Source organism: Bradyrhizobium sp. CCGUVB23 (assembly GCF_024199885.1).
GTDB lineage: Bacteria > Pseudomonadota > Alphaproteobacteria > Rhizobiales > Xanthobacteraceae > Bradyrhizobium.
On sequence record NZ_JANADQ010000001.1, the window covers coordinates 3,922,449 to 3,940,463 of the forward strand.

At 65.7% G+C, this 18,015-nt stretch carries 17 protein-coding genes; 8 read left to right on the forward strand and 9 right to left on the reverse strand.

What is annotated here, in order from left to right; translation table 11 throughout:
- Nucleotides 1–18 precede the first annotated feature (18 nt).
- From NLN62_RS17920 to rsmI, 4 genes are all read right to left on the reverse strand, one after another.
- A complete protein-coding gene (locus NLN62_RS17920; RefSeq protein WP_371932996.1) occupies nucleotides 19–1,458 on the reverse strand; it encodes a type II and III secretion system protein family protein in 1,440 nt (479 codons plus the stop codon).
- Nucleotides 1,459–1,845: 387 nt separating this feature from the next.
- Nucleotides 1,846–2,790 (reverse strand): glutathione synthase, encoded by a 945-nt coding sequence (gshB, locus tag NLN62_RS17925; RefSeq protein WP_027525136.1) that lies wholly within the window; start codon nucleotides 2,788–2,790, stop codon nucleotides 1,846–1,848.
- A 10-nt stretch (nucleotides 2,791–2,800) separates the two neighbouring features.
- The gene (locus tag NLN62_RS17930; RefSeq protein WP_027525137.1) at nucleotides 2,801–3,208 is read right to left on the reverse strand and encodes a YraN family protein; all 408 of its coding nucleotides are present in this window, start codon (nucleotides 3,206–3,208) and stop codon (nucleotides 2,801–2,803) included.
- Complete coding sequence (gene rsmI, locus NLN62_RS17935) at nucleotides 3,195–4,160, reverse strand: 16S rRNA (cytidine(1402)-2'-O)-methyltransferase (RefSeq protein WP_254109706.1); 966 nt, start codon at nucleotides 4,158–4,160, stop codon at nucleotides 3,195–3,197. The genes NLN62_RS17930 and rsmI overlap by 14 nt, the downstream gene beginning before the upstream one ends.
- A 240-nt stretch (nucleotides 4,161–4,400) precedes the next feature.
- Between rsmI and NLN62_RS17940 the strand changes: the two genes are divergently transcribed.
- Entirely contained in the window at nucleotides 4,401–5,630 is a 1,230-nt protein-coding gene (locus NLN62_RS17940; RefSeq protein ID WP_027525139.1) for a penicillin-binding protein activator, read from the forward strand.
- Nucleotides 5,631–5,781: 151 nt separating this feature from the next.
- Here NLN62_RS17940 and hemW read toward each other — a convergent pair whose 3' ends face one another.
- The 3 genes from hemW to rph are packed head-to-tail and all read right to left on the reverse strand — an operon-like array spanning nucleotide 5,782 to nucleotide 8,285.
- Nucleotides 5,782–6,939, reverse strand: a complete 1,158-nt coding sequence (gene hemW / locus NLN62_RS17945) for a radical SAM family heme chaperone HemW (RefSeq protein WP_027525140.1) — start codon at nucleotides 6,937–6,939, stop codon at nucleotides 5,782–5,784.
- The gene (gene rdgB / locus NLN62_RS17950; protein WP_027525141.1) at nucleotides 6,926–7,561 is read right to left on the reverse strand and encodes an RdgB/HAM1 family non-canonical purine NTP pyrophosphatase; all 636 of its coding nucleotides are present in this window, start codon (nucleotides 7,559–7,561) and stop codon (nucleotides 6,926–6,928) included. The genes hemW and rdgB overlap by 14 nt, the downstream gene beginning before the upstream one ends.
- A 10-nt stretch (nucleotides 7,562–7,571) precedes the next feature.
- Nucleotides 7,572–8,285, reverse strand: a complete 714-nt coding sequence (gene rph, locus NLN62_RS17955; protein ID WP_027525142.1) for a ribonuclease PH — start codon at nucleotides 8,283–8,285, stop codon at nucleotides 7,572–7,574.
- 184 nt (nucleotides 8,286–8,469) lie between these two features.
- Here rph and hrcA point away from each other — a divergent pair, with 184 nt between their 5' ends.
- Together hrcA and grpE are read left to right on the forward strand one after the other, a co-directional pair.
- Nucleotides 8,470–9,558 (forward strand): heat-inducible transcriptional repressor HrcA, encoded by a 1,089-nt coding sequence (gene hrcA, locus NLN62_RS17960; RefSeq protein ID WP_027525143.1) that lies wholly within the window; start codon nucleotides 8,470–8,472, stop codon nucleotides 9,556–9,558.
- 99 nt (nucleotides 9,559–9,657) lie between these two features.
- Nucleotides 9,658–10,272 (forward strand): nucleotide exchange factor GrpE, encoded by a 615-nt coding sequence (grpE, locus tag NLN62_RS17965; RefSeq protein ID WP_254109708.1) that lies wholly within the window; start codon nucleotides 9,658–9,660, stop codon nucleotides 10,270–10,272.
- Between the two features lie 162 nt (nucleotides 10,273–10,434).
- On the opposite strand, the gene pncA is transcribed toward grpE, so the two are convergent.
- Both pncA and NLN62_RS17975 read right to left on the reverse strand, forming a co-directional pair.
- The gene (gene pncA, locus NLN62_RS17970; protein ID WP_027525145.1) at nucleotides 10,435–11,157 is read right to left on the reverse strand and encodes a bifunctional nicotinamidase/pyrazinamidase; all 723 of its coding nucleotides are present in this window, start codon (nucleotides 11,155–11,157) and stop codon (nucleotides 10,435–10,437) included.
- Nucleotides 11,158–11,326: 169 nt separating this feature from the next.
- A complete protein-coding gene (locus NLN62_RS17975) occupies nucleotides 11,327–12,265 on the reverse strand; it encodes a hypothetical protein (protein WP_027525146.1) in 939 nt (312 codons plus the stop codon).
- Between the two features lie 422 nt (nucleotides 12,266–12,687).
- Between NLN62_RS17975 and dnaK the strand changes: the two genes are divergently transcribed.
- The 5 genes from dnaK (at nucleotide 12,688) to pyrF (ending at nucleotide 18,002) form a co-directional block, all read left to right on the forward strand.
- Nucleotides 12,688–14,589 carry a molecular chaperone DnaK gene (gene dnaK, locus NLN62_RS17980; protein WP_027525147.1) on the forward strand — a complete coding sequence of 634 codons (1,902 nt, stop codon included), beginning with the start codon at nucleotides 12,688–12,690 and terminating at the stop codon, nucleotides 14,587–14,589.
- A 238-nt stretch (nucleotides 14,590–14,827) separates the two neighbouring features.
- Nucleotides 14,828–15,961 carry a molecular chaperone DnaJ gene (dnaJ, locus tag NLN62_RS17985; protein ID WP_027525148.1) on the forward strand — a complete coding sequence of 378 codons (1,134 nt, stop codon included), beginning with the start codon at nucleotides 14,828–14,830 and terminating at the stop codon, nucleotides 15,959–15,961.
- A gap of 88 nt (nucleotides 15,962–16,049) precedes the next feature.
- Nucleotides 16,050–16,649 (forward strand): class I SAM-dependent methyltransferase, encoded by a 600-nt coding sequence (locus tag NLN62_RS17990; protein ID WP_027525149.1) that lies wholly within the window; start codon nucleotides 16,050–16,052, stop codon nucleotides 16,647–16,649.
- 57 nt (nucleotides 16,650–16,706) lie between these two features.
- The gene (locus NLN62_RS17995; RefSeq protein ID WP_254109710.1) at nucleotides 16,707–17,285 is read left to right on the forward strand and encodes an NADPH-dependent FMN reductase; all 579 of its coding nucleotides are present in this window, start codon (nucleotides 16,707–16,709) and stop codon (nucleotides 17,283–17,285) included.
- Nucleotides 17,286–17,291: 6 nt separating this feature from the next.
- Complete coding sequence (gene pyrF, locus NLN62_RS18000; protein WP_254109712.1) at nucleotides 17,292–18,002, forward strand: orotidine-5'-phosphate decarboxylase; 711 nt, start codon at nucleotides 17,292–17,294, stop codon at nucleotides 18,000–18,002.
- Nucleotides 18,003–18,015: the final 13 nt, after the last annotated feature.

The window sequence follows — 18,015 nt, forward strand, 5'->3', positions numbered from 1 at the left end:
GTTGAAGCTTCGTTCGTCTCAGTCGATGATGAAGCCGAAATCGCCCTGGTAGCCGGTGACGGGATCGATGTGGCGTGCGATGCCGTAGAGACGGTTCATGCGGCCGAGCAGCGCGGATTGCGAATCCGATGGCGGCGCAAATCCGTCATTGGGCCGGGACAGTTCCTTCTGCGCGACCGCGCGCACGACATAGGGCGTCACGATCACCATCAGCTCGGTTTCGTTGTTCACGTAATCCTGGCTGCGGAACAGCTGGCCAAGCACCGGGATCTGGTCGAAGCCGGGCAGGCCGTTGATCGCCTGCTTGGTCTGTTGCTGGATCAGGCCGGCCATCGCCATCGAGCCGCCCGACGGAATCTCGAGCGTGGTCTCGGCGCGGCGGGTCTGGATCGAGGGGATCGTGACGGAGCTCGTGGAGTTCGAGGAGATGTTCTGCGAGACGGTGATTGAGTTGGTATTCGACAGCTCCGAGACCTCGGTCATCACACGCAGGCTGATGCGGCCCTCGCTCAGCACCACCGGTGTGAAGTTCAGGGAGATGCCGAACTTCTTGTAGGAGATCTGCGTGGTGCAGACGTGCGTGACGGGATCGCAGGCATAGCCTCCCGGAATCGGAAATTCGCCGCCTGCGATGAAGGTTGCCGATTCGCCCGAGATCGCGGTCAGATTCGGCTCGGCCAGCGTCTTCACGACACCGGCGCTTTCCATGGCGCGGATGGTTGCGGCGACCGTGACCGAGCCCTTGGAGAGAGCGCCCAGCCCAAGCCCGTTGTTACTGACCAGCGGCCCGCCACTTACCGAGAACGGGTTGGAATTGTTGAAGCTCACGACCGCCGTGCCAGCATTCAGGCTGGCGCTGAGGTCGACGCCCATCTGCTTGATGATGTCGCGGCGCATCTCGGCGACCACGACCTTCAGCATCACCTGGTCGCGACCGCGCACGACGATGTTGTTGACGACCTTGTCGGCGCCGCCGACAAGTTTCGAGGCGACGTCGCCGGCCTGCTGCGCTTCGACCGGGCTCGACACCGAGCCGGTCAGCATGACGCCGTCACCGACGCCTTCGATCTGGACGCCCGGCATCGACTGCCGGAGCGCGGCGCGCACGCCGTTGAGGTCGCGCTTCACCGCGATGTCGTAGGAGGCAACCTGCTGGCCGTCGGCCGAAAAGAACACGACGTTGGTCTGCCCGACCGCGCCGCCGATGATATAGGCGCGCTGTGCCGAGCGGATCACGGCGTTGGCGATCTTGGGATCTGCGACCAGCACGTCCTTCACCTCGCGCGGCAGGTCGATCACCACCGACTTGCCGACGCCGAGCGCGAGGAAGCGGGTCCTGGCCGGAGCGATCGTTGCGACCGGTGACACGCCGAGATCAGGCGCCTGCACCGGGGTCTGGTCGCCGACCGGTGCGTCCGCCGCGATCGCCGGTGCTGCGGCGAGGCCCAGCATCAGCATGATCCCCATCCCGAAAGAACGCGCGCCATTCCCCCGAATGCGCACCGCGTTCCGATACTCCCCACTCATCATCCCCGGGTATCCCCATCACTTACGCGGGCACTCGAACCGCACGTGGCGGGTTCCCTCGTCGTCGATGAGTAGGCAGTAAAAGTATAAGTGGTGTTGCGAGGCCGAATCTGATCGCCGGTCACGCAGCGAGTTTTGGCTGCATGGTGAACGCCGCGTTATTCGGAATGCGAGAACTCCGTAGATTCACGCACGGGCAAAGGGGTTTTATGTCTGTGCGTGACACGACATGGTGAACGCGTGGTTAGCTCGCTGCGCTCGCAATGACGTGGAGAGGACGTCGAGCCGCCGATGCGGCGGCGTCCGCGGACCTTGAGGTTACTTGCTCCGCTTCTTCTCGATCACGTCCCAGATCTTCGCCGCGACGTCCGGCCCGCCGAGCCGGGAGATCGCGCGGATACCCGTGGGCGAGGTCACGTTGATCTCGGTGAGCCTGTCATTGATCACGTCGAGGCCGACGAACAGCAGGCCGCGTTCGCGCAGTGCCGGCCCGACCGTTTCGCAGATCTCGCGTTCGCGCGGGGTGAGGTCGGTTGCCTGCGCCGCGCCGCCGCGCACCATGTTGGAGCGGAGGTCGTCGGGCGCCGGGACGCGATTGACGGCACCGGCGAACTCGCCATTGACCAGGATGATGCGCTTGTCGCCGTGCTTGACCTCGGGAATGAACTGCTGGATCACCCAGGGCTCCTTGAAGGTCACCGAGAACATGTCGTAGAGCGAGCCGAAATTCATGTCCTGCGGCATCACGCGGAACACCGCGGCGCCGCCATGGCCGTGCAGGGGCTTCATGACGACGGCGCCGTGCTGCTCGCGGAAGGCGTTGATCTCATCGAGATCGCGCGAGATCAGGGTCGGCGGCATCAGCTGCGGAAAGTTCATCACGAACAGCTTTTCCGGCGCGTTGCGTACGCTCGCGGGATCGTTGACGACCAGCGTCTTCGGATGGATGCACTCCAGGAAATGGGTCGAAGTGATGTAGGCGAGATCGAACGGTGGATCCTGGCGCAGCAGCACCACGTCAAAGCCGTTCAGCGCCTCGCGCCTGGGCTCGCCGAGGGTGAAGTGATCACCGGGCTCGTCGCGTACGGTCAGGAGCTGGACAGGCGCGACCAGCTCGTTGCCGACCTGCGACAGCTTGTCGGGTGTATAGTAGGACAGCCCGTGGCCGCGCTTCTGCGCCTCCAGAAGCAGCGCGAAAGTGGAATCGCCGCGGATGTTGATGCGGGCGATGGGGTCCATCTGGACGGCGACGTTCAGTTTCATGGGCTGCCTTTCAGGTCGAGGCGTCGAATGCCGCCAACACATGGCGTGGAAGTGACCGCGGCGCAATCAGCATGGCGTCGAATCGCAATTCAAATTCGGCATGCTCGGGATGCGCGGCGAGCCACCCCTGAGCGGCGTCGATGATGCGCTGCTGCTGGCGCGGCGTCACGGCGAAGGCGGCCTCATCGAGGCTGGCGCGGGCCTTGACCTCGACGAAGGCGATCAGATTGCGCCGGCGCGCCACGATGTCGATCTCGCCGTGCGGCGTGCGGAAGCGTCGCGCCAGAATGCGATAGCCCTTGGCGATCAGGAAGGCCGCGGCGCGGCTTTCCGCGGAAATGCCGGTCTGGAACGCGGCGACGCGTTCGGGCGCGGGGACTTTTGGCTCGGCGGGCCGGGCGCCGTCAGTCTTCGCCATCGTTGCCCCGTAAATCCTTGCGCAGATTCTTGGCGAGTTCGAGCGCGCGGGCATAGACCTCGCGACGCGGCCGGCCGGAGAGCTCGACCGCATGCGCGACCGCGTCCTTGACGCTGCTGGTCGCGAGCTGTTCGCGCAGGAGATCGTCGAGCGCATCCGGCGTCATCTCCTGCGCATCGGCTGCCGGCGGGCCGATCACCAGCACGAACTCGCCGCGGGTCTCCAGCGCGTCGGCCCGGCCGGCGAGCTCGCAGAGCGAGCTGCGCGAAATCTCCTCGTGCAGCTTCGTGAGCTCGCGGCAGATCGCGGCTTCGCGATTGCCCATGACCTCGGCGAGATCGGCCAGCGTCTCCTGCACGCGATTGCCGGAATCGAACAGCACCAGGGTCGCATCGATACGGGCGAGCTCGGTGAGGCGCTTGCGGCGTGCGGTTGATTTGGCGGGCAAGAAGCCTTCGAAGAAGAAGCGGTCGGTCGGCAGCGCGGCGACCGACAGCGCCGCCAGCACCGAGGACGGGCCGGGGAGCGCGTAGACCGCGTGGCCCGCTCTCGATACCTCGCGCACCAGCTTGAAGCCGGGATCGGAGATCAACGGCGTGCCGGCATCGGAGACCAGTGCGATCGAGCCGCCCTGGGACAGCGCCTCCAGGATCTTTGGCCGCGCCGCCTCCGCATTGTGCTCGTGATAGGGTTTGAGCTGCGCCGAGATGCCGTAGCGCTCGGTCAACCGCCGCGTGATCCGGGTGTCCTCGCAGGCAATGATGTCGACGCCGGCGAGCGTCTCGAGTGCCCGCAAGGTGATGTCGCCGAGATTGCCGATGGGGGTGGCGACGAGGTAGAGGCCCGGCGCCGCCTTGCTGGCTGAAAAGTGGTGGGTGCCAATGGCAAAACCGCGCGCAGCGGGTTCCGCCGCACCTTCAGGCGTATTTATCGGGGCGGCTTTTGCGCGCATAATGGATACTTAAAGGGAGAGACGCGCTTGCGCCATATTCGCGGCGAAAAGCCCGCGTTGGTGCAGCCCGGCAAAATCGGCGGATAGCTTGCCATGATGGAGGGGCGGCCGCGTTAAGCGGTCATTATCCTTTTGTTTTGGTTAACTATTTGTCGACAATATGCTGCAATCCGCGTCCTCCCTTGCGGAGGTGAAGTCCTGACCGGGCCTTGGATGGGCTGGTCGTTACGAAGAGCTGCCATGCCGGGCCCGCGTTACCCCAAGTCTCCCACCTCCGGGCCCGCTTCGTCGGGAGCGACCCGGCGCAGCGCGCTTGGGCTGCTATTGGGCGCGCCGCTGCTCTCGGCCTGCACCGGCGTGCAGCAGAGTCTCAGCCAGTTCTCCAATCCCTTCAGCTCCTCCTCGCAGCCGGCACCGGCCGGGCCGCAGCAGCAGGCCACCACCGCCGGCACCGGCGGGGTGAAGGTCGGCCTGATCCTGCCGCTGTCGGCCGCCGGCAATGCCGGGCTTGCTGCGCAGTCGATGCGCAACGCCGCGGAGATGGCGCTCGCCGAATTCCAGAACCCGAACGTCCAGCTCCTGATCAAGGACGACAACGGCACGCCGCAGGGCGCGCAAGGCGGCGCGCAGCAGGCGGTCGATGAAGGTGCGGAGATCATTCTGGGGCCGCTGTTCGCCCAATCCGTGCCCGCCGTCGCGCAGGTCGCGCGCACGCGCGGCATCTCGGTGATGGCGTTCTCGACCGATGCCAGCATCGCCGGCCGCGGCGTCTTCCTGTTGAGCTTCCTGCCCGAGTCGGACGTCAACCGCATCGTCGAATATTCCGCCAGCATCGGAAAGCGCTCCTTCGCGGCGCTGCTGCCGGAGAATGCCTATGGCAATGTGGTGGAGGCAGCCTTCAAGGCCGCCGTGCCGCGGCGGGGTGGACGCGTGGTTGCGTTCGAGAAATTCGGCGGCGATCGCGCCACGCCGGCGCGCAACGTCGCGCAGGCGCTCGGCAGCGCGGACGCGCTGTTCATCGCCGATGACGGCGATTCCGTCGTCGCGGTGGCCGATGCGCTGACCGCGGCGGGCGCCAACCTGCGTAACATCCAGTTGCTCGGCACCGGCCTGTGGGACAATCCGCGCGTCTATGCCAGCCAGGCACTGCAAGGCGGTCTCTACGCCGCGCCGGACCCGGCGGGCTTTCGCGCCTTCTCCGGCCGCTACCGCACGAAATATGGCGCCGAGCCGGTGCGCACGGCGACGCTCGCCTATGATGCGGTGGCGCTCGTCGCAGCGCTCGCGCGCACGCAAGGCACCACGCGCTTCTCACAGGACGTTCTCACCAACGCGTCCGGCTTCGCCGGCATCGACGGCCTGTTCCGCTTCCGTGCGGATGGGACGAACGAGCGCGGGCTCGCGGTGATGAAGGTCACAACCGGCGGCGGCGTCGCGGTCGCAGGCTCGCCAAAGAGCTTTGGGGCGTGATGGATCACCTCTCCCGCTTGCGGGAGAGGTCAGCGCGCAGCGCCGGGTGAGGGCTCTCTCCTCTTGGGGATTCCCACCGCGGCGACACCCTCTCTCCCCAACCTTCCCCCGCAAGCGGGGGAGGGAGCGCAACGCCGATGCGGTTGATACGTTAAGCCGCCAGATCCGCCACTACCGCATCGAGCACCGGAAAACCGCTGCTGGTCACGCGCAGGCGCCCCGTCGTGTCGACGGTGATCGCGCCTTCCTCGCGCAAGAGCGCGATGCGGCGGGGATCGAGCGGCCGGCCGGCGAGCGCGGCGTAGCGCTTGGGGTCGATGCCTTCGGCGAGCCGCAGCCCCATCAGCAGGAATTCGTCGGCGCGCTCCTCGCTGTTGAGGAGCTCGTCGGTGACGACGCCGTCGCCGTTGGTCTCGACCCGCATCAGCCAGGCTTCGGGACGCTTCTCGGTGGCAGTCGCGTGCCTGATGCCGTCGATGTCGAGCCGGCCGTGCGCGCCGGGACCGATGCCGGCATATTCCTCGCCCCGCCAGTAGACCAGATTGTGCCGGCACTCGGCGCCGCGACGTGCGTGATTGGAAATCTCGTAGGCGGGCAGGCCGAGCTTGTCGCAGGTCTCTTGCGTCACGTCATAGAGCGCGCGCGCGACCGCCTCGTCCGGCGTCTTCAGCTTGCCGGCCTGGTGCAGGCCGAAGAACGGCGTGCCTTCCTCGATGGTAAGCTGATAGAGCGACAAATGCTCGGCGGCTTCATCGATGGCGTGGCGAAGCTCACCCTCCCACATTGCCGGCGTCTGGTCCGGGCGGGCGTAGATCAGGTCGAACGAGTAGCGGTCGAACGAGCGGCGTGCGATGGCAACCGCATCGAGAGCCTCGCGCGCGCTGTGGAGGCGTCCGAGCATCTTCAGCGAGACATCATCGAGCGCCTGCACGCCGAGCGAGACGCGGTTGACGCCGGCTGTGCGATAGCCGGCAAAGCGCGTGGCCTCGACGCTGGTCGGGTTGGCTTCCAGCGTGACTTCGACATCGCCAGCGACGCGCCAGTGCTTGCCGATCGCGTCTAACACGGCGCCGACGGTCGCCGGCTGCATCAGGGACGGCGTGCCGCCGCCGAGGAAGATCGAGGTGACGTCACGGCCGGGCGCGCGCTCGGCGGTGGTCTCGATCTCGCGGGCGAAGGCGCGGGCAAAGCGTTCCTCGTCGATCGCGGCGTGGCGGACATGGCTGTTGAAGTCGCAATACGGACATTTCGACAGGCAGAACGGCCAGTGCACGTAGACGCCGAAGGCGCCCCTGTCAGCGCGGCTCAAGGCAGATCTCCGCAAGTTTCACGAAGGCGCGGGCGCGGTGCGAGAGGCCAAGGCCCAATGGCGGCAGGCCGTGCTTCTCGATGCTTTCCATCTCGCCAAAGGTGCGCGCGTGGCCGTCGGGCAAAAACATCGGGTCGTAGCCAAAGCCGGCGGTGCCGCGCGGCGGCCAGACCAGCGTGCCGTCGACGCGCGCCTCGACCTCGTCGAGATGATCATCGGGCCAGGCGACGCAGAGTGCGGAAACGAAATGCGCCCTGCGCTTGTCCGGCGTGGTGGCGCCGCGCTCCCTTAGCAGGCGCTCGATCTGCGCCATCGCCGCGGCAAAATCCTTTTTGGGGCCCGCCCAGCGCGCGCTGTAGATTCCCGGCGCGCCGTCGAGTGCGTCCACCACGATGCCGGAATCATCGGCGAAGGCCGGAAGCTTCATTGCCTTGGCAGCGGCGATCGCCTTGATCGCGGCATTGCTGCGAAAGTCGTTGCCGGTCTCTTCGGGCTCGTCGAGGCCAAGCTCGCCGGCCGAGACCGCCTCGACGCCGTGCGGCGCGAGCAGCTCCCGCATCTCGGCCAGCTTGCCGGGATTATGGGTCGCGATGATCAGCTTGCCTGTGATTCGCCGGTGCATGGCCTATTGACTACGCCACCGCCATTTTCTGCAAGTCCACGAGACGCGCGACACCCTTGCGGGCCAGCGCCATCAACGACAGGAACTCGCCTTCCGTGAACGGCTCGCGTTCTGCCGTTCCCTGCACCTCGATGATGCGGCCATCGCCCGTCATGACGAAATTGGCGTCGGTCTCGGCTTCGGAGTCCTCGGCATAATCGAGGTCGAGCACTGGGGTGCCGTTATAGATGCCGCAGGAGATCGCGGCGACGTTGTCGCGCAGCACGTTGGCCTTGACCATGTTGCGCGTCTTCATCCAGTTGACACAGTCGGCCAGCGCGACCCAGGCACCGGTGATCGAGGCCGTGCGCGTGCCGCCGTCGGCCTGGAGCACATCGCAATCGACCGTGATCTGGCGTTCGCCGAGCGCTTCGAGATCGACGATGGTGCGAAGCGAGCGGCCGATCAGGCGCTGGATCTCGACGGTACGGCCGCTCTGCTTGCCGGCGGAGGCCTCGCGGCGGGTACGTTCCGAGGTCGCACGCGGCAGCATGCCGTATTCGGCGGTGACCCAGCCACGGCCCTGGCCCTTCAGCCACGGCGGCAGGCGGTCTTCCAGCGTGGCGGTGACCAGCACATGGGTGTCGCCGAATTTCACGAGGCACGAGCCTTCCGCATATTTGACCACGCCGCGCTCCAGCGTCACGGGGCGCAATTCGTCGGGCGCACGGCGGCTTGGCCGCATGGGAAATCCTCCAAAACTCGCAGGGAAAAGGCTGTTCGCGGTGCTTGTAGGAGGGGGAAGGGGGCCCGGCAAGGCCTTTTCCCCCCGGGGGCGGCGAAACGCCGTCCCCACCCTGGCCAAAGACGCGCTTGTCAGGGGCCTTCCGGATGGACAAATTATGTGCATCTGAGAGGAGTTACCGTCTGTGGCCCATCACGATCCGATTCATCTGATCGCGCCGCGCGCGGGCCTCGCCCAGCTCAACGAGCGTTCCCGCGACATCTTTCGTCAAATCGTCGAGAGTTATCTGGCGACGGGCGAGCCGGTCGGCTCGCGCAATATTTCGCGCCTGATCGCGCTGCCGCTGTCGCCGGCCTCGGTGCGCAACGTCATGGCCGACCTGGAACAGCTCGGCCTGATCTATGCCCCGCATACCTCCGCCGGCCGGCTGCCGACGGAACTCGGCCTGCGCTTCTTCGTCGATGCCCTGATGCAGGTCGGCGAGCTCAACGAGGCCGAGCGGCAATCGATCCAGAGCCAGCTCACCACCGTCGGCCATGCCCAATCAGTCGAGGCGGCGCTGGAGGAGGCGTTGACGCGGCTGTCGGGCCTCACCCGCGCCGCGGCCGTGGTCTTGACGCCGAAGTCCAATGCGCGGCTGAAGCATATCGAGTTCGTCCGTCTGGAACCCGAGCGGGCGCTGGTGATCCTGGTCGGCGAGGATGGCCAGGTCGAAAACCGCGTGCTGACGCTGCCGCCCGGGGTTCCCTCCTCGGCGCTGACGGAGGCTTCCAACTTCCTCAATGCCCGTATCCGCGGCCGTACCCTCGCCGAGGCGCGGCTCGAGCTGGAAACCGCACTCGGGCAGGCCCGCGCCGAGCTCGACCAGCTCACCCAGAAGGTGATCGCGGCGGGCATCGCGAGCTGGTCGGGCGGGGAGAACGAGGACCGCCAGCTCATCGTGCGCGGCCACGCCAATCTGCTTGAAGACCTGCATGCGCTGGAGGATCTCGAGCGGGTGCGGCTGCTGTTCGACGATCTCGAGACCAAGCGCGGCGTGATCGACCTGCTCGGGCGCGCCGAGACCGCCGAGGGCGTGCGCATCTTCATCGGCTCGGAGAACAAGCTGTTCTCGCTGTCAGGCTCCTCGACGATCATCTCGCCGTATCGGGATGCCGCCGGTCATATCGTCGGCGTTTTGGGCGTGATCGGGCCGACGCGGCTGAATTATGCCCGTGTGATCCCGACCGTGGACTATGCCGCCCGCATCGTCAGCCGCCTTCTGGGTGGCTGACGCCCGTTTTCGCCTGATCACGGGCGCTTGATTTTCGCGCTGCGAAGCACGATATCCCGGCGAGAAAAATCCCTTGAGACGAGTTCGAGAAGGCAGCCGATGACCAATCCAGACCGGCAACCCGAAGACACGACCGCGCCGACCGGCGAGCCCGTTGTGTCGAAGCCCTACATCATGCCCGACGACCCGGAGCCCGGTTCGGTCGAGATCCTGCAGAAGGAAGCGGCTGAGGCGCGCGACCGCATGCTGCGGACGCTGGCCGAGATGGAAAACCTGCGCAAGCGCACCACCAAGGAGGTCGCCGACGCCAGGCTCTACGGCATCACCGGCTTTGCGCGCGACGTGCTCGATATCGCCGACAACCTCCAGCGTGCGCTCGATGCGGTGCCGGCCGAGGCGCGTGCCAATGCCGATCCCGGCCTGACCGCGCTGATCGAGGGCGTGGAGCTCACCGAGCGCTCGCTGCTCAACGCGCTGGAAAAGCACGGCGTGAAGAAGTTCGACCCCTCGGGCCAGAAGTTCGATCCGAATTTCCAGCAGGCGATGTTCGAGGTGCCCGATCCGTCGGTGCCGTCGGGCACCGTGGTTCAGGTGGTCCAGGCCGGCTACACCATCGGCGAGCGCGTGCTGCGCCCGGCCCTCGTCGGCGTCGCCAAGGGCGGTGCGAAAGCCGCTGCCGCCGCTAACAACAACGAGTCGAACGGCGCGGCGTGAGCCGCGCTTCCCGCGTTCCCACAGACCCCGACCCTCATGGTGAGGAGGCGCGCTAGCGCCCTCTCGAACCATGAAGGCCCCCGCTGCGGCAGCTCGGCCTTCATCCTTCGAGACGACCGCTTCGCGGTCTCCTCAGGATGAGGGTTTAGCATCGCGCATAGCTTACGCCGTCGCCGCGATATCCGCAGACTGGATCCGCTTCACGCCCGCCTTGGCCATGTCGGCCCAGGCCTTGGCCAGCGAGCCCTGGGTGTCGATGCCACGGCAGGCGTCCTCCACCACATAGACTTCGAAGCCGGCCTTGCGCGCGTCGAGCGCGGTCCAGGCGACGCAAAAATCGGTCGCGAGGCCCGCGACGAAGACGCGCTTGATCTTGCGCGACTTCAGGTAGGCGGCAAGCCCCGTCGATGTCTTGCCGTCGGCCTCGAGGAAAGCCGAGTAGCTGTCGACGTCCTTGTGAAAGCCCTTGCGGATGATGAGCTCGGCCTGCGGGATCGACAGGTCCTTCGAGAGCGCGGCGCCGTCAGTGCCCTGCACGCAATGGTCGGGCCACAGCACCTGCTTGCCGTAGGGCAGGTCGATGGTCTCGAACGGCTTCTTGCCGGAATGAACGGAGGCGAACGACACGTGCCCCGGCGTGTGCCAGTCCTGCGTCATCACGATGTTGGCGAACGATTTTGCGATCTTGTTGATCACCGGCACCACCTGCTCGCCTTCCTTCACGGCAAGGCTGCCGCCGGGAAGGAAGCAGTTTTGCACGTCGATCACGAGCAGCGCGGAGGCATCGTCGGGCTTGATCGCCGTCGCTGCCCAGAGCTTGCTTGAAACGAGGCTCGCGAGAGCAACAGTCGAAACGCCCGCGAGTACTCTGCGCCGATCCAGCATCGTACGTCCTCCCTCCAGGATGAACCCAACGGAAGCAGAGGCTAGTTCCATTTGTGTACAAACAAAAGCCCGAAAATGCGGCCGGGTTTGGCTAGCGCTTGGGCCTCGGCCTCGTACTCGGTTCGCCTCTCCCGCGGGGGAGGGAGCGCCATCTCGCGCGTGAATTCACTTAGCCTTTGGGCTGGATGCCGTCGCGTACCGCGCGGAAGCGGGTGAAGGCTTCCGACCACTGGTCGCGCGGGGCGCTGGCGATGATGCGCAGTGACGTGCCGCCGCCGAAGCGGATCCACTGCACCACCGTGACCGCTGTCTTGTCCTTGCCGCTGACGCCGTCGAGGCGGGTTTCCATTGCCGGCTGGCCGTTGACGCGGATCTGCTCGGACATGGTGATCCTGGACTCGCGCATGCCGGGGATCTGCATCGCCGCTTCCTGCGCGAAACGGGCGCGGTCGTCCGGCTGCTGCGGCGTTGCGCCGATCAGGCCGATGATCATGTACGGCTTGGGCTCGAAGCCCGTGGTCTCGTCGCCGTCGGCCAACACGATGCTGGCGCCCGGCGACAGCGTGCGGACGTTCTTGAAGTCGGCGAGATCGGTGATCCTGAACGGCATCTGCGCGAGCTGCTCGTCGACCGGCACCTCCTTGCGCGTCACCGCGGTGGCGAACATCTGCCGAACCGCGTCGTCCGAGTAGATCTTGGTGGCGTTCTCGGGGATCTGCACGGCGACATAGCCGGAGAAGCCGGTGCCTGGCACGATCATCGAATAGCGCTTCACAGTTGCCGTGCCGGCCTTGCCGGTCTCGACGGTGTAATAGGCAAGGCCCGCCGGCGTATCGAGCTTGTCCGGCTTGATGCCGCCGGCACCGCCGGGATTGGCCTTGAAGGCGTTGGCGACCTCGCCATAGGCGTCGGGCGGCAACTCGGTGACCAGCACCTTCACGCCTCCGTCGTCGCTCTCGAAGCCCGGAAAGGTCTTGGCCGGGGAGAGGCCGATCAAAGGCACCATGCCGACGCGCGCACCCGGCGCGAAAACGGCATCGGCCGCGAGGGCCGGAACGGCGGAAACAATGAGAAGGGCAAGCGCGGCGAGGGGGCGTATCAATTTCATGGCTAGTCTACTTGGTCCACATTGAGGCCGTTCGATGGTGGGGCATCGGGCCCCTTTGTCGCGCGGGGCGCGGCCCTGGCGGTGCTGTCCGGCCGCCCGGTTTTGTCGCCCGGACTATTAACGGGTTTGGCTGCGCCGTAACAGGGTGGGGCACGATCGGACATGGCCGGGCGCTGAGGCTGGCCCTGAGGATTGAACCCGTTAATAAACCCTCACCGCGAGGGGTCTTTGAGGCCGGTATGATCTTCCAAAACCCAATGTTTTCGCGGCTGAAACTTGCGTTCGGTCCTTGCGGGCCCCTCCCCCCCTCCTATATGAGCCTCAACCATCGCAATATCGCGGATGTTTGATCTTAGGGGGTTTTGGATCGGGTGCCTTCTGGGCCCAACCAACCTGCCGCAATAAAGAAGGATATCAGGACCATGGGAAAGGTCATTGGGATCGACCTCGGCACCACGAACTCGTGCGTCGCCGTAATGGATGGCAAGAACGCCAAAGTCATCGAGAATTCCGAGGGCATGCGCACGACGCCTTCGATCGTCGCCGTCACGGACGACGGTGAGCGCCTCGTCGGCCAGCCTGCCAAGCGCCAGGCCGTCACCAATCCCGAGCGCACCTTCTTCGCAGTGAAGCGCCTCATCGGCCGCCGCTACGACGACCCGATGGTCGAGAAGGACAAGAAGCTCGTTCCGTACAAGATCGTGAAGGCTTCCAACGGCGACGCCTGGGTCGAGGCCGACGGCCAGACCTACTCGCCCTCGCAGGTCTCGGCGTTCATCTTGCAGAAGATGAAGGAGACCGCGGAAGCCCATCTCGGCCAGAAGGTCGAGCAGGCCGTCATCACCGTTCCCGCCTACTTCAACGACGCGCAGCGCCAGGCGACCAAAGACGCCGGCAAGATCGCGGGCCTCGAAGTGCTGCGCATCATCAACGAGCCGACCGCGGCTGCGCTTGCCTATGGCCTCGACAAGACCAAGGCCGGCACGATCGCCGTGTACGACCTCGGCGGCGGCACGTTCGATATTTCGATTCTCGAGATCGGCGACGGCGTGTTCGAGGTGAAGTCGACCAACGGCGACACCTTCCTCGGCGGCGAGGATTTCGACATGCGCCTCGTTGGCTATCTCGCCGACGAGTTCCAGAAGGAGCAGGGCATCAACCTGCGCAACGACAAGCTCGCTTTGCAGCGCCTGAAGGAAGCCGCTGAAAAGGCCAAGATCGAGCTGTCCTCAACGACGCAGACCGAGATCAACCTGCCGTTCATCACGGCGGACCAGACCGGGCCGAAGCATCTGACTATGAAGCTCACCCGCGCCAAGTTCGAGGCGCTGGTCGATGACCTCATCCAGAAGACCGTCGAGCCCTGCCGCAAGGCGCTGAAGGATGCCGGCGTGACCGCCGGTGAGATCGGCGAAGTGGTTCTGGTCGGCGGCATGTCGCGCATGCCGAAGGTCCAGGAAGTCGTGAAGCAGCTGTTCGGCAAGGAGCCGCACAAGGGCGTCAACCCCGACGAAGTCGTCGCGATCGGCGCTGCGATCCAGGCCGGCGTGCTCCAGGGCGACGTCAAGGACGTGCTGCTGCTCGACGTCACCCCGCTGTCGCTGGGCATCGAGACGCTGGGCGGCGTGTTCACCCGCATCATCGATCGCAACACCACGATCCCGACCAAGAAGAGCCAGGTGTTCTCGACCGCCGAGGACAACCAGAACGCGGTCACCATCCGCGTCTTCCAGGGCGAGCGTGAGATGGCGGCCGACAACAAGATGCTCGGCCAGTTCGACCTGATGGGCATTCCGCCGGCCCCGCGCGGCATGCCGCAGATCGAGGTGACCTTCGACATCGACGCCAACGGCATCGTCAACGTCTCGGCCAAGGACAAGGCGACCGGCAAGGAGCAGCAGATCCGCATCCAGGCCTCCGGTGGCCTGTCGGAAGCCGACATCGACAAGATGGTCAAGGACGCCGAGGCCAATGCCGCGGCCGACAAGCAGCGCCGCGAGGCGGTCGACGCCAAGAACCATGCCGACGCGCTGGTGCACTCCACCGAGAAGGCGCTGGCCGAGCACGGCTCGAAGGTCGCCGAGACCGAGCGCCGCGCCATCGAGGATGCCGTCAGCGACCTCAAGGAAGCGCTGAAGGGCAACGATGCCGAGGCGATCAAGGCCAAGACCAACACGCTGGCCCAGGCTTCGATGAAGCTCGGCGAAGCCATGTACAAGCAGCAGGCCGAGGCCGACGCCAAGAAGGATGCTGCCAAGGACGACGTCGTCGACGCGGAGTTCACCGAAGTCGACGACGACAAGAACAACAAGAAGTCCGCTTAAAGCCCGCGAGGGTCATGATGCGGATGGCTTGGACCCATAATGCGACGGCCTTCCCCCGACAGGGGGAGGCTTTCGCGCCGGGCCGAACGGGGCGCCTCCTCGTTACGATCGATCAACTCCCAGCCGCTCTTCTGAACGCTGCTTTGCAGTCCTCTGCCGCAAGGCGCGAGGGCGCTCGTATCGTCGCGTGGCGACGTTGTTTCACCCCGACGTGAACTGCGACTAGACCGGGTTCAACATGTCCACCAAGCGCTGCTATTACGAAACCCTCGAAGTCGAACGCGACGCCGACGATTCCATCCTGAAATCGTCCTTCCGCAAACTGGCGATGAAATTCCACCCCGACCGCAATCCCGGGGACGACAGCAGCGAAGTTCGCTTCAAGGAAATCAACGAGGCCTATGAGGTCTTGAAGGACAAGGACAAGCGCGCGGCCTACGACCGTTATGGCCACGCTGCCTTCGAGCAGGGCGGCGGCTTCGGCGGCGGTGGCGCCGGTTTCGGCGCGGGTTTCGCCTCGTCCTTCTCGGACATTTTCGAAGATTTGTTCGGCATGGCCGGACAGCGCGGCCGCGGCGGCCGCGAGCGTGGGGCGGACCTGCGCTACAACATGGAGATCACGCTCGAGGAAGCGTTTGGCGGCAAGACCGCGCAGATCGAGATCCCGGTCTCCGTCACCTGCGAATCCTGCTCGGGTACCGGCGCCAAGACCGGCACCAAGCCAAAGACCTGCTCGACCTGCGCCGGCGCGGGCCGCGTGCGGCAGTCGCAGGGCTTCTTCACGCTGGAGCGCACCTGCCCGGGCTGCCAGGGCCGCGGCCAGATGATCGAGGACGCCTGCCCGTCCTGCGCCGGGCAAGGTCGCGTCACGCGCGAGCGGACGCTGTCGGTCAATATTCCCCAGGGCGTCGAGGACGGCACGCGGATCAGGCTCGCCGGCGAAGGCGAGGCCGGGGTACGCGGCGGTCCGGCCGGCGACCTCTACATTTTCCTGTCGCTGTCCCAGCACCAGTTCTTCCAGCGCGACGGCGCCGACCTGCATTGCCGCGTGCCGATCTCGATGGTCACGGCGGCCCTTGGCGGCGAATTCGAGGTGCCGACCATCGACAAGGGAAAGTCCAAGGTGAAGATTCCGGCCGGAACCCAGTCCGGCCGCCGATTCCGCATTGCATCAAAAGGCATGCCGGTGCTGCGCTCGCGCCAGATGGGCGACATGTACGTCCAGGTCGCCGTCGAGACGCCGCAAAACCTCACCAAGAAGCAGCAGGAATTGCTGGCCGAGTTCGAAAAGCTCTCCTCCGGCGCGACACAGCCGGAATCCGCGGGCTTCTTCGCCAAGGTCAAGGATTTCTTCGGTAATCGGGCGAATTGACTCGGCTTGACCGTACCGTCCGCGGCCTATACGTCTTTATGACCATTTTCTGACACGCCGCGGCGACGCGGTCCCGTCCGGTCCTGACATGCCCATGCAATCGTCCGTGCGCGCGTTGAAGAAGCCCCGTCTCGACGACGAGGTACGCTTTCTCCGGTCGTGGATTGAAAAGCCGCTGCACATGGGTGCGGTGATGCCGTCGGGCCGCCTGCTCGCCCGCACCATGGCGCAATATGTCGATGTCGATTCGGACGCACCGGTGGTCGAGCTTGGGCCCGGCACCGGCGCCATCACCAGCGCGCTGGTCGAGCGCGGCATCGACCAGAAGCGCCTCGTCCTCGTCGAATACAATCCCGGCTTCTGCGCGCTGCTGCGCGACCGCTATCCGCAAGCCAAGGTGGTGCAGGGCGATGCCTACCGCCTGCGCGACACGCTCTGGAACGTGCTGGGTGGACCCGCCTCGGCCGTCGTCTCCGGCCTGCCGCTGGTCACCAAGCCGATGTTCACGCGCCTGCGGCTCATTCGCGATTCCTTTGCCGCGCTCGCGCCCGGCGCACCCTTCGTGCAATTCACCTATTCGGTGGTGCCGCCGATCCCGAAATCGCTGCCCGGCGTGTCCACAGAGGCCTCGGAACGGATCTGGATGAACCTTCCGCCGGCCCGCGTCTGGGTGTATCGCAAAGACTAATTCCGCCGGCTTTCGTCTTCGCGCGGCGGATCCTTTTCGCCGAACGCGTTTTTCTGGATGGCCGCACCCAAGATCCTGATCATACCCGGCTCGCTGCGCACCGGCTCGCACAATGCGAAGCTGGCGGCGGTCGCCGCCTATGAATTCGCCCAGGCCGGCGTCGACGTCACCCGCGTCTCGCTCGCCGACTTCCCGCTGCCGATCTACGACGAAGATCTGTACGTGAAATCCGGCGTGCCCAAGCACGCCGTGAACCTCAAGCGCATGATCGGTGCGCATCAGGGCATCTTGATCGTCACGCCCGAATACAACGCTTCCGTGCCGCCGCTGCTCAAGAATGCGATCGACTGGATCAGCCGCGTCCAGGACCCACACGAGAAGCGCGGCGAAGTGTTTCGCAACCGTGCGTTTGCGATCGCCGGCGCATCTCAGAGCAGGCTCGGTGGCAGCCGAGCACTCGCCGCGCTGCGGCTGATCCTGAGCTCCTGCCACGCCAATGTGATTGCCAGCCAGTTCGCGCTCGCCTTTGCCGACCAGGCCTATGACGATATGGACAGGCTGAAGAACGAGAGCGATATCGCCGGGTTGAAGGAGCTGGTGCGGCAACTGATCGACATTTCCCAACGCATGATGTGAGGTGACATGACGCAAGCCGAAATTGCCCCCCGCGACCGCCTGATCGTCGCGCTCGACCTGCCGAGCCCGGAACTGGCGGAGGCGATGATCGATCGGCTCGGCGACAGCGTCACCTTCTACAAGATCGGCTATCGGCTCACTTATGCGGGCGGCTTGCCGCTGGTCGGCAAGCTCGCGGATCGCGGCAAGAAAGTGTTTCTCGATCTCAAGCTGCACGACATCGGCAACACGGTGATGCAGGGTGTCCAGAGCATCAGCAAACTCGGCGCGACCTTCCTCACCGTGCATGCCTATCCGCAGACCATGAAGGCGGCGGTCGAAGGGCGCGGCGCGTCGGCCTTGAAGATTCTCGGCGTGACCGTGCTGACCTCCTACAATGACGATGATCTGCATGCGGCCGGCTACCGGCTCGGCGTCTCCGAGCTGGTCGAGGCGCGCGCGCAGCAGGCGCAGGTGCTTGGCGTCGACGGGCTCGTCTGCGCGCCCGAGGAAGCCGGTAGCTTGCGCAAGATCGTCGGCCACCAGATGAACCTCGTCACGCCCGGCATCCGCCCGGCAGGCGCGGCGACCGGCGACCAGAAGCGCATCATGACGCCGGGACGCGCGATTGCCGCGGGCGCCGACTATCTCGTGGTCGGGCGTCCCATCGTCGAAGCTGCAGATCCCCGGGCGACTGCCGAGGCCATCCAGGCCGAGATCGCGCAAGCGCTCACCTGAACATCACAAGGAG

Bases quoted from the DNA above. Each gene is read 5' to 3' on its own strand.
- grpE (WP_254109708.1), top strand. From the start codon at position 9,658: ATGACCAATCCAGACCGGCAACCCGAAGACACGACCGCGCCGACCGGC.
- rdgB (WP_027525141.1), bottom strand. From the start codon at position 7,561: ATGCACCGGCGAATCACAGGCAAGCTGATCATCGCGACCCATAATCCC.
- rsmI (WP_254109706.1), bottom strand. From the start codon at position 4,160: ATGCGCGCAAAAGCCGCCCCGATAAATACGCCTGAAGGTGCGGCGGAA.
- NLN62_RS17930 (WP_027525137.1), bottom strand. From the start codon at position 3,208: ATGGCGAAGACTGACGGCGCCCGGCCCGCCGAGCCAAAAGTCCCCGCG.
- gshB (WP_027525136.1), bottom strand. From the start codon at position 2,790: ATGAAACTGAACGTCGCCGTCCAGATGGACCCCATCGCCCGCATCAAC.
- dnaJ (WP_027525148.1), top strand. From the start codon at position 14,828: ATGTCCACCAAGCGCTGCTATTACGAAACCCTCGAAGTCGAACGCGAC.
- NLN62_RS17920 (WP_371932996.1), bottom strand. From the start codon at position 1,458: ATGCTGATGCTGGGCCTCGCCGCAGCACCGGCGATCGCGGCGGACGCA.
- NLN62_RS17940 (WP_027525139.1), top strand. From the start codon at position 4,401: ATGCCGGGCCCGCGTTACCCCAAGTCTCCCACCTCCGGGCCCGCTTCG.
- rph (WP_027525142.1), bottom strand. From the start codon at position 8,285: ATGCGGCCAAGCCGCCGTGCGCCCGACGAATTGCGCCCCGTGACGCTG.
- NLN62_RS17995 (WP_254109710.1), top strand. From the start codon at position 16,707: ATGGCCGCACCCAAGATCCTGATCATACCCGGCTCGCTGCGCACCGGC.
- dnaK (WP_027525147.1), top strand. From the start codon at position 12,688: ATGGGAAAGGTCATTGGGATCGACCTCGGCACCACGAACTCGTGCGTC.
- NLN62_RS17975 (WP_027525146.1), bottom strand. From the start codon at position 12,265: ATGAAATTGATACGCCCCCTCGCCGCGCTTGCCCTTCTCATTGTTTCC.
- pncA (WP_027525145.1), bottom strand. From the start codon at position 11,157: ATGCTGGATCGGCGCAGAGTACTCGCGGGCGTTTCGACTGTTGCTCTC.
- pyrF (WP_254109712.1), top strand. From the start codon at position 17,292: ATGACGCAAGCCGAAATTGCCCCCCGCGACCGCCTGATCGTCGCGCTC.
- NLN62_RS17990 (WP_027525149.1), top strand. From the start codon at position 16,050: ATGCCCATGCAATCGTCCGTGCGCGCGTTGAAGAAGCCCCGTCTCGAC.